11 protein-coding genes are annotated in these 12,625 nt (G+C 70.8%); 2 read left to right on the top strand and 9 right to left on the bottom strand.

Translation table 11 applies throughout. The features are described 5' to 3' along the window. Positions 1–81: 81 nt before the first annotated feature. On the top strand, positions 82–1,005 hold the full coding sequence (locus OG982_RS21570) for an NADP-dependent oxidoreductase (protein WP_266784282.1): 924 nt from the start codon (positions 82–84) through the stop codon (positions 1,003–1,005). Between the two features lie 119 nt (positions 1,006–1,124). Here the strand turns inward: OG982_RS21570 and mnmA are convergent, their stop codons facing one another. Next, complete coding sequence (gene mnmA, locus OG982_RS21565; protein ID WP_266784284.1) at positions 1,125–2,261, bottom strand: tRNA 2-thiouridine(34) synthase MnmA; 1,137 nt, start codon at positions 2,259–2,261, stop codon at positions 1,125–1,127. A gap of 68 nt (positions 2,262–2,329) precedes the next feature. Here mnmA and OG982_RS21560 point away from each other — a divergent pair, with 68 nt between their 5' ends. Then, entirely contained in the window at positions 2,330–3,016 is a 687-nt protein-coding gene (locus OG982_RS21560) for an N-acetylmuramoyl-L-alanine amidase (protein WP_266784286.1), read from the top strand. On the opposite strand, the gene OG982_RS21555 is transcribed toward OG982_RS21560, so the two are convergent. From OG982_RS21555 to OG982_RS21520, 8 genes are all read right to left on the bottom strand, one after another. Further along, on the bottom strand, positions 3,009–4,172 hold the full coding sequence (locus tag OG982_RS21555) for a cysteine desulfurase family protein (RefSeq protein WP_266949115.1): 1,164 nt from the start codon (positions 4,170–4,172) through the stop codon (positions 3,009–3,011). The two genes, OG982_RS21560 and OG982_RS21555, sit on opposite strands and share 8 nt — an antisense overlap. Positions 4,173–4,519: 347 nt before the next feature. After that, positions 4,520–5,398, bottom strand: a complete 879-nt coding sequence (locus tag OG982_RS21550) for a thioesterase family protein (protein WP_266784290.1) — start codon at positions 5,396–5,398, stop codon at positions 4,520–4,522. A gap of 46 nt (positions 5,399–5,444) precedes the next feature. After that, positions 5,445–6,101 (bottom strand): trimeric intracellular cation channel family protein, encoded by a 657-nt coding sequence (locus OG982_RS21545; protein WP_266784292.1) that lies wholly within the window; start codon positions 6,099–6,101, stop codon positions 5,445–5,447. Positions 6,102–6,290: 189 nt separating this feature from the next. Beyond that, complete coding sequence (locus OG982_RS21540) at positions 6,291–7,346, bottom strand: ABC transporter ATP-binding protein (protein ID WP_266791801.1); 1,056 nt, start codon at positions 7,344–7,346, stop codon at positions 6,291–6,293. 77 nt (positions 7,347–7,423) lie between these two features. Then, a complete protein-coding gene (locus OG982_RS21535; protein ID WP_266784294.1) occupies positions 7,424–8,536 on the bottom strand; it encodes an ABC transporter ATP-binding protein in 1,113 nt (370 codons plus the stop codon). After that, positions 8,533–9,531, bottom strand: a complete 999-nt coding sequence (locus tag OG982_RS21530; RefSeq protein WP_266784296.1) for an ABC transporter permease — start codon at positions 9,529–9,531, stop codon at positions 8,533–8,535. The genes OG982_RS21535 and OG982_RS21530 overlap by 4 nt, the downstream gene beginning before the upstream one ends. Before the next feature lie 143 nt (positions 9,532–9,674). Beyond that, positions 9,675–11,453, bottom strand: a complete 1,779-nt coding sequence (locus OG982_RS21525; protein ID WP_266784298.1) for an ABC transporter substrate-binding protein — start codon at positions 11,451–11,453, stop codon at positions 9,675–9,677. Positions 11,454–11,567: 114 nt separating this feature from the next. Next, on the bottom strand, positions 11,568–12,563 hold the full coding sequence (locus OG982_RS21520; RefSeq protein ID WP_266784300.1) for an ABC transporter permease: 996 nt from the start codon (positions 12,561–12,563) through the stop codon (positions 11,568–11,570). Positions 12,564–12,625: the final 62 nt, after the last annotated feature.

Genomic DNA, 12,625 nt, shown 5'->3' with positions numbered 1-12,625 from the left:
GCACGAAGACGGCGAAGCTGGTCACATCGGCCGGGAAATCCGGGCGATGCGAGCCATACCGGCCATAAGGAGACACACATCATGCGTGCCGTAGTCGTCAGCCAGTGGGGTGGACCCGAGGTTCTCACCGAGACCGAGATCGACCGGCCGGAGCCGGGCATGGGCGAGATCCTCGTACGGGTCCACGCGGCCGGCGTGAACCCGGTGGACTGGAAGACCCGCGAGAGCGGCGCCCTGATCCCCTGGGGCCCGGTCCCCGCGGTCGGCTGGGACGTCTCCGGCACCGTCGAGGAGGTCGGCCCGGGCGTGACCCTGTTCCAGCCGGGCGACGAGGTCTTCGGGATGCCGCGCTTCCCGCAGCAGGCCGGGGCGTACGCGGAGTACGTGACGGCGCCCGCGCGGCACTTCGCCCGCAAGCCCGAGGGCATCGACCACATCGGCGCGGCGGCCCTGCCGCTGGCCGCGCTGACCGCGTGGCAGGCCCTGGTGGACACGGCGGGGCTGCGGGCCGGGCAGCGGGTGCTGGTGCACGCCGCGGCGGGCGGCGTCGGCCACTTCGCGGTGCAGATCGCGAAGGCGCGCGGCGCGTACGTGATCGGCACGGCGAGCGCCGCGAAGCACGGGGTGCTGCGCGAGCTGGGCGCGGACGAGGTGATCGACTACCGCTCCACGGCGTTCGAGGACGCGGTGTCCGACGTGGACGTCGTGATCGACGCGATCGGCGGGGAGTACGGGGAGCGCTCGCTGAAGGTCCTGAAGCCGGGCGGCCACCTGGTGACCCTGCCGGGCCCGGACGGCGTCCCGGCCGAGGCGCCGGGCGTCCACACGGGCTGGACGCTGGTGGAGCCCGACTACCGGGGCCTGCTGGAGATCGCGGCCTTGGTCGAGGACGGCACCCTCCGCCCGGTGATCGACACCGTCCTGCCGCTCGCGGAGGCCGCCAAGGCCCACGAGATCGGCGAGCAGGGCCGCACGACGGGCAAGATCGTCCTGACGGTCGCCTGACCCGACGGTCGCCCGACCGGATCGATCCGCGCGCCGGGGGCCCGTGCCCCCGGCAGCGGCGGGTCGGACGGCGCTGCTCGTACGGCTGTGCTCAGACGGCTGTACTCAGACGGCGCTGCTCAGACGGCGGTCGCGGCCTCGGCGCGGGTCGTGGTCGCGATGGTGGCCGAGCCGACGACGCGGGTGCCGTCGTAGAGCACGATCGCCTGGCCCGGGGCGACGCCCCGGACCGGCTCGGAGAAGCGGACCCGCAGCTCCCCGTCCACCAGCTCCGCGAAGACCTCGGTCTCGCCGCCGTGGGCGCGCAACTGCGCGGTGTAGGTGCCCGGCGCGGCGGCCGTGGAGCCGCACCAGCGCGGGCGGATCGCGGTGAGCGCGGTGACGTCCAGCGCCTCGACGGGGCCGACCGTGACCGTGTTGTTCACCGGGGAGATGTCCAGGACGTAGCGCGGCTTGCCGTCCGCCGCCGGGTGGCCGATCCGCAGGCCCTTGCGCTGGCCGATGGTGAAGCCGAAGGCGCCCTCGTGGGTGCCGACCTTCTCGCCGGACTCGTCGACGATGTCGCCCTCCGCCTTGCCCAGGCGCTTCGCGAGGAAGCCCTGGGTGTCGCCGTCGGCGATGAAGCAGATGTCGTGGCTGTCGGGCTTCTTCGCGACGGCCAGGCCGCGCCGCTCCGCCTCCGCCCGGATCTCGTCCTTCGTCGTCAGGGTGTCGCCGAGTGGGAACAGCGCGTGCGCGAGCTGCTTCTCGTCGAGGACGCCGAGGACGTACGACTGGTCCTTGGCCATGTCGGAGGCGCGGTGGAGTTCGCGCGAGCCGTCCTCGTTCAGGACGACGGTGGCGTAGTGGCCGGTGCAGACCGCGTCGAAGCCGAGGGCGAGCGCCTTGTCGAGCAGCGCCGCGAACTTGATCTTCTCGTTGCAGCGCAGGCAGGGGTTCGGGGTGCGCCCGGCCTCGTACTCGGAGATGAAGTCCTCGACGACGTCCTCGCGGAAGCGCTCGGCGAGGTCCCACACGTAGAACGGGATGCCGATGACGTCGGCCGCGCGGCGGGCGTCGCGGGAGTCCTCGATCGTGCAGCAGCCGCGCGCGCCGGTCCGGAAGGACTGCGGGTTCGCGGAAAGCGCCAGGTGGACGCCGGTCACGTCGTGCCCGGCTTCGACGGCGCGGGCGGCGGCGACGGCGGAGTCCACGCCACCGGACATGGCGGCGAGGACGCGGAGGGGGCGATCGGTGCGCGGCAGGTTCTCAGTCATAGCGCCTTCCAGGGTACGGGGAACCGCGCGGCGTCACAGCGCGTTATCGGCTCTGGGGGGTGGATCACATGGTCGAGCAGGGGAACAAGGCGAAGAAGTCGCCGAACCGGACCCGCAGGGCGGTGCTGTTCGGAGGTCTCGGGATCTTCACGGTGGCGGCGATCGCGGGCCGGGACGAGATCAGGCGGGCGTGGTGGCTGATGCCGGGGGTGTCCAAGCCCCGCAAGGAGGGCGAGCTGGACCACGCGGGCGCGAGCTGGACGTCGGCGTCGCCGGCGAACTGGCGGCTGGCGGACCGGCCGGACGACTACCGGGTCGACCGGATCGTCGTGCATGTCACACAGGGCAGCTTCGAGTCGTCGGTGGACGCGTTCAAGAACCCGTGGCACAAGGCGTCGGCGCACTACATAGTCCGCCAGGACGGGCACATCGAGCAGATGGTGCGCGAGCTGGACGTCGCGTTCCACTCGGGCAACCGCTCCATGAACGAGCGCAGCGTCGGCATCGAGCACGTGGGGTTCGTCGACCGGCCGAGGGACTTCACGGACGCGATGTACGAGGCGTCGGCGCGGCTGGCGGCCGACGTCTGCCGGAGGTACGACATACCGGCGGACCGCAGACACATACTCGGCCACTCCGAGGTGCCGGGCGCCGACCACACGGACCCGGGGCGTCACTGGGACTGGGACCGCTACATCCGCATGGTCGGCGAGGCGCTGGCCGTGGCCCGGGCCGCCGGTCACAGCACTAGCTGAGGCCTGCCGTACGGGCGCGCTCGACGGCGGGGCCGATGGCGGCGGCCACGGCGGCGACGTCCTCCTTGGTCGAGGTGTGCCCGAGCGAGAACCGCAGGGTGCCGCGGGCGAGCTGGGGGTCGGTGCCGGTGGCCAGCAGGACGTGGCTGGGCTGGGCCACGCCCGCGGTGCAGGCGGAGCCGGTGGAGCACTCGATGCCCTGGGCGTCCAGGAGCAGCAGCAGGGAGTCGCCCTCGCAGCCGGGGAAGCTGAAGTGGGCGTTGGCCGGGAGCCGGCCCGCGGGGTCTCCGCCGAGGACGGCGTCGGGCACCGCCCGCAGCACGGCGGCGACGAGCTCGTCGCGCAGGGCGCCGATCTCGGCGGCGAACCGCTCGCGCCGCTCGGCGGCGAGGACGGCGGCCACCGCGAAGGCGGCGATGGCGGGGACGTCGAGGGTGCCGGAGCGGACGTGGCGCTCCTGGCCGCCGCCGTGCAGGACGGGGACGGGGGTCTGGTCGCGGCCGAGCAGCAGGGCGCCGATGCCGTAGGGGCCGCCGACCTTGTGGCCGCTGACGGTCATCGCGGCGAGGCCGCTGTCCGCGAAGCGGACGTCGAGCTGGCCGAAGGCCTGGACGGCGTCGGAGTGCAGGGGGATGCCGAACTCGGCGGCGACGGCGGCCAGTTCCCGGACCGGCATGACGGTGCCGATCTCGTTGTTGGCCCACATGACGGTGGCGAGCGCGATGTCGTCGGGGTTTCGGGCGACCGCGTCGCGGAAGGCTTCGGGGTGCACGCGGCCGTAGCGGTCGACGGGGAGGTATTCGACCTGGGCGCCTTCGTGCTCCGCGAGCCAGTGGACGGCGTCGAGGACGGCGTGGTGCTCGACCGGGCTGGCGAGCACCCGGGTCCGGGCGGGGTCGGCGTCGCGGCGGGCCCAGTACAGCCCCTTGACGGCGAGGTTGTCGGCCTCAGTGCCGCCGGCGGTGAACACCACCTCGCTCGGGCGCGCGCCGAGGGCTTCGGCGAGGGCCTCGCGGGCCTCCTCGACGGTGCGGCGGGCGCGGCGGCCGGCGGCGTGGAGGGAGGACGCGTTACCCGTGGCGGCGAACTGCGCGGTCATCGCCGCGGCGGCCTCCGGCAGCATCGGAGTGGTTGCGGCGTGGTCGAGGTAGGCCATGATCCCCCGATTCTACGAGCCACCCCGCTCCACCCGAACCCCCGCCTCGGCCCCCAACGGTGCCGCCCTCGTCAAGACGGCCCGGAATCGCCCCCGGCGGGTCGGCCTCCGCCGCCACCCGGCCGGGTACACCGGACCGCACTGCCCGAGGCGGGCCGCGCCCTGCCGGGGTCGAAGCCGCCCCGGGGCTGCGCCCCGGGGGACGTCTCCCCGCCCCGCCCTTTCACCGTTTCCCGGGGCAAGCCCCGGACCCTGCGGCTGTGGCGAGCCTGCGTCTCACCCCGCACCTGCGGCTGGGCAAGTCCGGGACCCCTGCGGCTGTGGCGGGCCCTGGACACGGCCGGGGGTCAGCGAGGGGCGCGGGCCAGTTGGCGGGATTGGGCCACCAGGCGGTTTTCCGAGTCCCAGACCTCCGCGTCTTCCTCCAGGAAGCCGCCCGCGAGGTTGCGGGTGGTGATGGCGACGCGGAGGGGGCCCGGCGCGGGGCGGTGGCGGACGTGGGTCGTGAGTTCGACCGTCGGGGCCCAGCCGACCAGGCCCAGGTCGAACGCGGTCGGCGGCAGCGCGTCCACCACCAGCAGCAGCGACAGCGGATCCGCGTCGCGGCCGTCCGCCAGCTCGAACCAGGACCGCATCTCGCCCTTCCCCGACGGCGCGCCGACCGCCCAGCCCGCCGTCGCCGGGTCCAGCCGCAGCCGGAGCCGGTCCACGATCGCGGAGCTCCCGGGGATCGGGGCCGGCCCGGCCTCGGCGCCGAGGCAGTCCTCGTACGCCGGGAAGGCCGGCGGCACGGCCGTCGTGCGCACGTCGTCCGGCAGGGCGTCGAGGTCGCCGTACGAGGCGAGGACGCGGATGCGCTCGATCTCGGCGCCGTTCTCGTCGAACTGGAACAGCGACGCCTGCCCGGTGGACAGCGTGCGCCCGGCGCGGACGACCTGCGTACGGATCACGGCCGGGCCGGGGACCGAGGCGCTCAGGTAGTGCGCCGAGACCGTGAAGGGGTCGGCGTGCGGCAGGGCCTGCGACAGGGCCCGGCCGACCAGGGCCAGCAGGTATCCGCCGTTGACGGCGGTGATGATCGTCCAGCCGGCGGAGAGCTCCGCGTCGTACACCCCGGGCTCGTCCGCACGCGCGGAGATGGCGGTGTCGCGGTCGAACTCACTGTCGCCGATGGTCGCGGGCGTGTTCGTGGTGGCCGATGCCGATGCGGCTGCTGCGTGTGACATGAAAAGAACGTACACCGCGAAGCTACTAAGCGGTAGCTTTCTAAAACTACGGTTCCTCGGCCACCGCCGACCGCCGGTTCCAGGCCAGCGGCGCCCGCCAGTGGTAGCGGATCGCGAGGATGCGCAGCACGAAGGTCGTGATGATCGCGAGCCCGGTGGTGAGGGGGTTCAGCATCCCCATGCCGATGAACACGGCGACCATCGACGCGCCCACGATCGCCGGCACGGCGTACATCTCCCGGTCGCGCAGCAGCGACGGCACCTCGTTGACCAGCATGTCGCGCAGCACACCGCCGCCCACGGCCGTCGCGAGCCCGAGCGCGGCGGACGCGGTGAGGCCGAGGCCGAACTGGTACGCCTTGGTCGTGCCCGTGACGCAGAACAGCGCGAGGCCGGCCGCGTCGAACACGTTGATCGCCCGGTTGATCCGCTGGACCTCGGGGTGCAGGAAGAAGACGATCGCCGCCGCTATCAGCGGCGTCACGAAGAAGCTGAGCTCCCCGAAGGCGGCCGGCGGCACCGCGCCGATGACGAGGTCGCGGAAGAGCCCACCGCCCAGGGCGGTGACCAGGGCGAGCACGCAGATGCCGAAGACGTCGAAGTTCTTGCGGACGGCGAGGAGCGCACCGGCTGTGGCGAAGACAAAAATGCCCGCGAGGTCCAGGGCGTGCTGGATACCCGGCGGGAAGAGATCGTGAGGCACGGGCCCATTGTCCGGTACGCCCGGCCCTGTGCCACACGCGCGTACGGGAGTCACACGCGTGTACCCCGTCACGCATGCGCCGCGCACCCCCGCCACGCATGCGTACGGCCCCGGGGATTCGAATCCCCGGGGCCGTACGCCCTGCAACCCGTGCGCCCGCGAACGGCGCCCGGACCCGCACCCGCCCCGCTACGGCGTCGGCGTGTCCAGCGCGTCGGAAGCGCCCGGGAGGGCCTTGTCGCTCGGGGCCTGGTCCGGCGCGTTCTCCGGGTGGTGGCACGCCACCTGGTGGCCCGTCTTCAGCGCCAGCAGCGGCGGGTCCTGCGTCTTGCAGATCTCCGTCGCCTTCCAGCACCGGGTGTGGAAGCGGCACCCGCTCGGCGGCGAGATCGGCGACGGCACGTCGCCCTTGAGCAGGATGCGGCCGCTCTTCGCGCCGCGCCGCCGCGGGTCCGGCACCGGCACCGCCGACATCAGCGCGTTCGTGTACGGGTGCATCGGCGCCCCGTACAGCGACTGGCGGTCCGCCAACTCGACGATCTTGCCGAGGTACATCACCGCGATCCGGTCGGACACGTGCCGGATGACCGACAGGTCGTGCGCGATGATCACGTACGTGAGGCCGAGCTCCTGCTGGAGGTCGTCCAGCAGGTTGACCACCTGGGCCTGGATGGACACGTCCAGCGCGGAGACGGGCTCGTCCGCCACCACCAGCTTCGGCTTCAGCGCCAGCGCCCGCGCGATGCCGATGCGCTGCCGCTGGCCGCCCGAGAATTCGTGCGGGTAGCGGTTGTAGTGCTCCGGGTTCAGGCCCACCAGCGAGAGCAGCCGCTGGACCTCCGCCTTCAGGCCGCCCTCGGGGGTGACCCCCTGGAGCTTGAAGGGGGCGCTGACGATGGTGCCCACCGTGTGGCGCGGGTTCAGCGAGCCGTACGGGTCCTGGAAGATCATCTGCACGTCGCGGCGCAGCGGGCGCATGCCCGCCACCCCGAGGTGCGTGATGTCCTTGCCCTCGAACTCGATGGTGCCGCCGGTCGGCTCCAGCAGCCGGGTGATCAGCCGGCCCATGGTCGACTTGCCGCAGCCGGACTCGCCGACGATGCCGAGCGTCTCACCGCGCCGGACGTCGAAGTCGATGCCGTCCACGGCCTTGACCGCGCCGGCCTGCCTGCGCAGCAGCCCCTTGTGGATCGGGAAGTGCTTGACCAGCCCGGTCACCTTGAGCAACGGCTCGGGCGAGTCCACGGCCTGTGCGGGAACGGTGGCCGTGGCCGCGGCCGTCTTGCCCGTCTCGGGCTTCTCGGACTTCTCAGGCGTCTCGGTCACAGCTTCGGCGCAATCTCTTCGGTCCAGATCCGGGTCCGCTCCTGTGGCGACATGTGGCAGGCGGACCAGTGGCGGGTGTCGTCCGCGTCCGTCAGCTCCGGCCGGACCGTCCGCGTGACGTTGCCCTTGGGCACGTCGGCGTACGGGCAGCGCGGGTTGAACGCGCAGCCGCTCGGGATGTTGATGAGGCTCGGCGGCGAACCCTTGACCGGGATCAGGCGCTCGGTCTGGTCGCGGTCGATGCGCGGCATCGAGCCGAGCAGGCCCCAGGTGTAAGGGTGCCGGGGCTCGTAGAACACCTTCTCGGCGGAGCCGCGCTCGACGCACCGGCCGCCGTACATCACGAGGAGTTCGTCGGCCATCTCGGCGACCACGCCGAGGTCGTGCGTGATCATGATGACCGCGGAGCCGAACTCCTGCTGGAGGTCGCGGATCAGGTCGAGGATCTGCGCCTGGACGGTGACGTCCAGCGCGGTGGTCGGCTCGTCCGCGATGAGCAGCTCGGGGTTGTTGACCAGCGCCATCGCGATCATCGCGCGCTGGCGCATGCCGCCGGAGAACTCGTGCGGGTAGCTGTCGACCCGCTTGTGCGGCTCGGGGATGCCGACGCGGTCGAGGAGGTCGACGGCCCGCTTGCGGGCGGCCTTCTTGTCGACGTTGTTGTGGACCCGGTACGCCTCGGCGATCTGCTTGCCGACGGTGAAGTACGGGTGCATCGCGGACAGCGGGTCCTGGAAGATCATCGCGATCTCCCGGCCGCGCAGCTTGCGCACCTCGTCCTCGTCCGCGGAGAGCAGTTCCTTGCCGTTGAGCCAGATCTCACCGGAGATCCGGGCCCGCTGGCGGCCGTACTGGCCGACGCGGTGCAGGCCCATGATGCCCAGCGAGGTGACCGACTTCCCGGAGCCGGACTCGCCCACGATGCCGAGGGTCTTGCCCTTCTCCAGGCTGAAGGTGAGCCCGTCGACGGACTTGACCAGGCCGTCCTCGGTCGGGAAGTGCACCTTGAGGTCGCGGACCTCCAGGAAGGCGCCGGCCGGGGCCGGGGCGCCGCCCGGGACGGGCTCGTTCAGGGCGCCCGTCGCGGCGCCTTTGGTCATATCGGTCATGACAGCCTCACTCGGGGGTCGATCACCGCGTACAGGAGGTCCACGACGAGGTTCGCCGCGACCACGAAGAAGGCGGAGATCAAGGTGATGCCCAGGATGACCGGCAGGTCGTGGTCGCTGATCGCGCGGACCGCGCTGTAGCCGAGCCCGTGCAGCGAGAACGTGTACTCGGTCAGGACGGCGCCGCCCATCAGGGCGCCGAGGTCCAGGCCCAGGACGGTGAGGATCGGCGTCATGGTCGAGCGCATCGCGTGCTTGCCGATGACGACGGGTTCCGTCAGGCCCTTGGCGCGCGCGGTGCGGATGTAGTCCTCGTTGAGCACTTCGAGCATCGTCGCGCGGGTGAGCCGCGCGTACATCGCGGCGTACAGGAAGGCGAGCGAGACCCACGGCAGGATCATGCCGCCGAACCACTTGCCCGGGTCCGCGGCGAAGGTCGCCTCGGGCCGCCCGAACCAGCCGAGCTGGTCGGAGAAGAGGGCGATGGCGAGCATGCCCGTGAAGTAGATGGGGAGGGAGACGCCGGCCAGGGCGATGCCCATCGCCGAACGGTCCAGCACGGTACCGCGCTTGAGGGCGGAGATGACGCCGGTGGCGACACCGCCGATGACCCACAGGACGACGGCGCCGGCGGCGAGCGAGAGGGTGACGGGCAGCCAGTCGGTCAGCAGCGGCCACACCTCCTGCTCGGTCTTGAAGGAGTAACCGAAGCAGGGCGCGGCGCATTGCGTGACGTCGGAGCCGTTGGCGTACGTGCGACCCGCCACCAGACCGACGACGAACTTGCCGAACTGGACGAGGATCGGGTCGTCGAGACCCATCTTCTGCCGGATGCCCTCGATGGCGGCGGGGTCGGACTGCTTTCCGACGAAGTAGAGCGCCGGATCCGTCCCGATCATCTTCGGGAAGAGGAAGAAGATTCCGAAGGTCACCAGCGTGATGACCAACAGCATGACGATGACGGCGAAGAACCGCCGGATGAGATATGCAAGCACTGCGCTCGGCCTGGCTGCGGCCCGGGGGCGCCCTCTTCTGGAGGACGCCCCCAAGCCGGAACCGCGGCCATCACCTGCCCTTCGTGCCTAGCGGGTGTGGCACTGGAACTGATATTGGCGAACTGACTGGTCTGACGAGGGGACTACTTGACGACGCCGAGGGAGGCGTAGTCGTACCGGCCGTTGTAGGCGTCGGAGGTGTAGGCGTTCGTCAGCCGGGTGCTGCGCCAAGTGATCGTCTTGTCGTAGACGAAGGGCAGGTAGACCGCGGCCTCGGAGACCTTCTGGTTCATCTGCTTGTAGATGTCGCCGGCCTTGGCCGGGTCCGTCTCCGCGATGGCCTGGTCGAACAGGCCGTTGACCGCCGGGTCGTTCAGCTCGGAGAAGTTGTTGTTACCGCTCTGCAGGATGAAGCGGCCGTCGACCAGCGGCTGGGAGAAGCCCTGACCGGTCGGGAAGTCGGCGCCCCAGCCCATGATGATGATGCCGTAGCCCTTCTCCTTGACGACCTTCGGCGAACCGATGATCCCGGAGGTCTGGGCGCCGTCGAACTGGTCGACCTCGGCCTCGATGCCGACCTGCTTCAGGGCGTTCTGCAGCGAGACGGCCGTGGCGACCTCGACCGGCTTGTTGTTGCGGACCGCGATGGTGGTCTTGAAGCCCTCGGGCTTGCCGCAGGCCTTGAGGTGCTCCTTGGCCTTCTCGACGTTCGGCTTGCCGTCGTTCTTCAGGACCTCGTACGGGTCGTAGGAGGCGTCGGAGCCCTTGACACCCAGCGGCAGCATGTTGGGGGCGATGTCGCCACCGGCCTGCGGGCCGCCGCGGGCGGTCTGCAGCGACTTGTGGTCGGCCGCGTAGATGACGGCCTTGCGGCAGTCGATGTTGTCGAACGGGGCGACCGTCTGCGGGAAGACCGCGTAGCGGATGAAGCCGGTCTGGCCGTTGTCCAGGTTCGCCTTGTGGTCCTTCAGCGCGGTGGCGCGGGCCGCCTGGCCGATGCCGGTCGCGTTGATGTCGAGGTCGAACTCGCCGTTCATCAGGCGCTTGTCCATGTCGTCCGCGTTCGCCATGAACGTGACCGAGATGGAGTCCGGGAGCGCCTTGCGGATGGTGTCCGACTCGGGCTTCCAGTTCTCGTTGCGCGAGAGCTTCATGACCTTGTTGGGCTCGTACGAGTCGATCTTGTACGGGCCGTTGGAGAAGGGCTTCAGGCCGTACTTGGCCGCGGTGTCCTTCTCCTTCTTGACCGGGCTCGCGGCCGGCATGGCGAGCATCTGCTCGAAGTCGCCGTTGGGCTGCGGGAGCTTGAAGACGATGGTCTTCGCGTCCGGGGTCTCGATCGCCTTGAGGCCGAGCTTGTCCGGGGTCTCGTCCTTGTACGGACCCTTGTACTCGGTCTTCGGGTCGAGGACCTGCATCAGGTAGACCGGGCCGCCGGAGATGACGTCCTGGGCCCAGGTGCGCTCGATGCCGTACTTGATGTCCTGGGCGGTGACGGGCGAGCCGTCCTCCCAGGTCACGTTGTCCTTCAGGGTGTACTTGTAGGTCTTGCCGCCGTCGCTGATCTCGGCCTTGCCTGCGGCGAGGTCGGGAACGAGCTCGGTGCTCTCACCACCGGGGGCCGGCTTGAAGCTGACCAGCTGGCGGGTGTAGTAGCGGGCGAAGTCCCACATGAAGCCGTAGTAACCGCGCTGCGGGTCCCACGAGTCGGCTTCCTGGGTACCGACGAACTTGAGCTCGCCGCCCTTCTTGTCCGACGCGTTGGCGACCTTGCCGATACCCGCGTTGAAGCCGCTGGCGCCGGCCTTGCCCTCGTCCTTCTTGGTGTCGTCGCCGCCACAGGCGGTCGCGGTCAGCATGGCCGCGAGCACGACGGCCGTGCCGGCGGCCAGTCTGCGCTTCGACGTGCGATGGGTAGTCACGATGCTCGCAACCCTCCGTTGTAGTTCCGGCTTCGATGCCGAGTTCCGGTTACCTGCGGTGTTCCCTGCGGTTTTCCCTGAGGATTCGCCGTGCCGTGCGGCAGGCGCCTGTGGCTAGCGGGATCCCTTCGGGTCGAGGGCGTCACGGACGCCGTCGCCGAAGAGGTTGAAGGCCAGCACGGTGATGAAGATCGCCACGCCGGGGAAGATCATGAAGAGCGGATCGTCCTCGTAGGTCCGCACGGCCGTCGAGAGCGTCTCGCCCCAGGACGGGGTGGGCGGCTTGACGCCCACCCCGAGGAAGCTCAGCGCGGCCTCGGTCAGCACGTTGGTGGGGATCATCAGCGTCGTGTAGACGGTGATCGGCGCCACCAGGTTCGGGAGCAGCTCGCGGAAGAGGATGTACGTCCGGCCCGCGCCCAGGCTGCGGGCGGCCTCGACGTACTCCCGTTCGCGCAGCGACAGGGTCTGGCCGCGGACGATGCGTCCGATGTACGGCCATCCGAAGAAGCCGATGACCAGGACCAGTACGGCGATGCGCAGGCCCGAGCCCTCGAAGCCCCACAGCTTGCCCGGGATGACGGAGATCAGCGCGATGATGAACAGCAGCTGCGGGAAGGCCAGCAGGAGGTCCATGACGCGGCTGATCGCGGCGTCGACCCAGCCGCCGAAGTAGCCGGCGATGATGCCGAAGACGGTGCCGAGCGAAACCGCCACGAAGGCGGACAGGAAGGCCACCAGCAGCGAGATGCGGGCGCCGTAGACGATCCGGCTGAAGACGTCGCGGCCGTTGACCGGCTCGATGCCCAGCAGGAAGTCCCCGTTCATGCCGCCCCAGTCACCGGCCGGCAGGCCGAGGAGCGGGTCCAGCAGGTCCTCGTGCAGCTCCTCCGGCGGGTGGCCGAAGGCCTTGACGATCAACGGCGCGAAGAGCGCGACGAGGATCAGCAGGAGCACGATGACACCGCCGGCCAGGGCGACCTTGTCGCGCTTGAGCCGGGACCAGGCGATCTTCCAGGGCGAGCGCCCCTCGATCGCCTTCTGGGGACTCTCGGGGGCTGCCACGGCTGCGGGCTCGGCCGCGCTGGTGTCGTGCAGTGGTGCCGTCATCGTGGTGGGGACCCCTCTCGGCCGACTGTGGCCGGCCCATGCCCGCCGCTGTGGCGGCTTGG

Origin of the sequence: Streptomyces sp. NBC_01551 (assembly GCF_026339935.1) — a bacterium.
Lineage (GTDB): Bacteria > Actinomycetota > Actinomycetes > Streptomycetales > Streptomycetaceae > Streptomyces.
The sequence above is the reverse complement of the archived record's forward strand: the minus strand, read 5'-3'. Positions and strand labels throughout refer to the sequence as shown.

Coding starts and splice junctions, on each gene's coding strand:
- OG982_RS21570 (WP_266784282.1), top strand. CDS start 82: ATGCGTGCCGTAGTCGTCAGCCAGTGGGGTGGACCCGAGGTTCTCACC.
- mnmA (WP_266784284.1), bottom strand. CDS start 2,261: ATGACTGAGAACCTGCCGCGCACCGATCGCCCCCTCCGCGTCCTCGCC.
- OG982_RS21560 (WP_266784286.1), top strand. CDS start 2,330: ATGGTCGAGCAGGGGAACAAGGCGAAGAAGTCGCCGAACCGGACCCGC.
- OG982_RS21555 (WP_266949115.1), bottom strand. CDS start 4,172: ATGGCCTACCTCGACCACGCCGCAACCACTCCGATGCTGCCGGAGGCC.
- OG982_RS21550 (WP_266784290.1), bottom strand. CDS start 5,398: ATGTCACACGCAGCAGCCGCATCGGCATCGGCCACCACGAACACGCCC.
- OG982_RS21535 (WP_266784294.1), bottom strand. CDS start 8,536: ATGACCGATATGACCAAAGGCGCCGCGACGGGCGCCCTGAACGAGCCC.
- OG982_RS21520 (WP_266784300.1), bottom strand. CDS start 12,563: ATGACGGCACCACTGCACGACACCAGCGCGGCCGAGCCCGCAGCCGTG.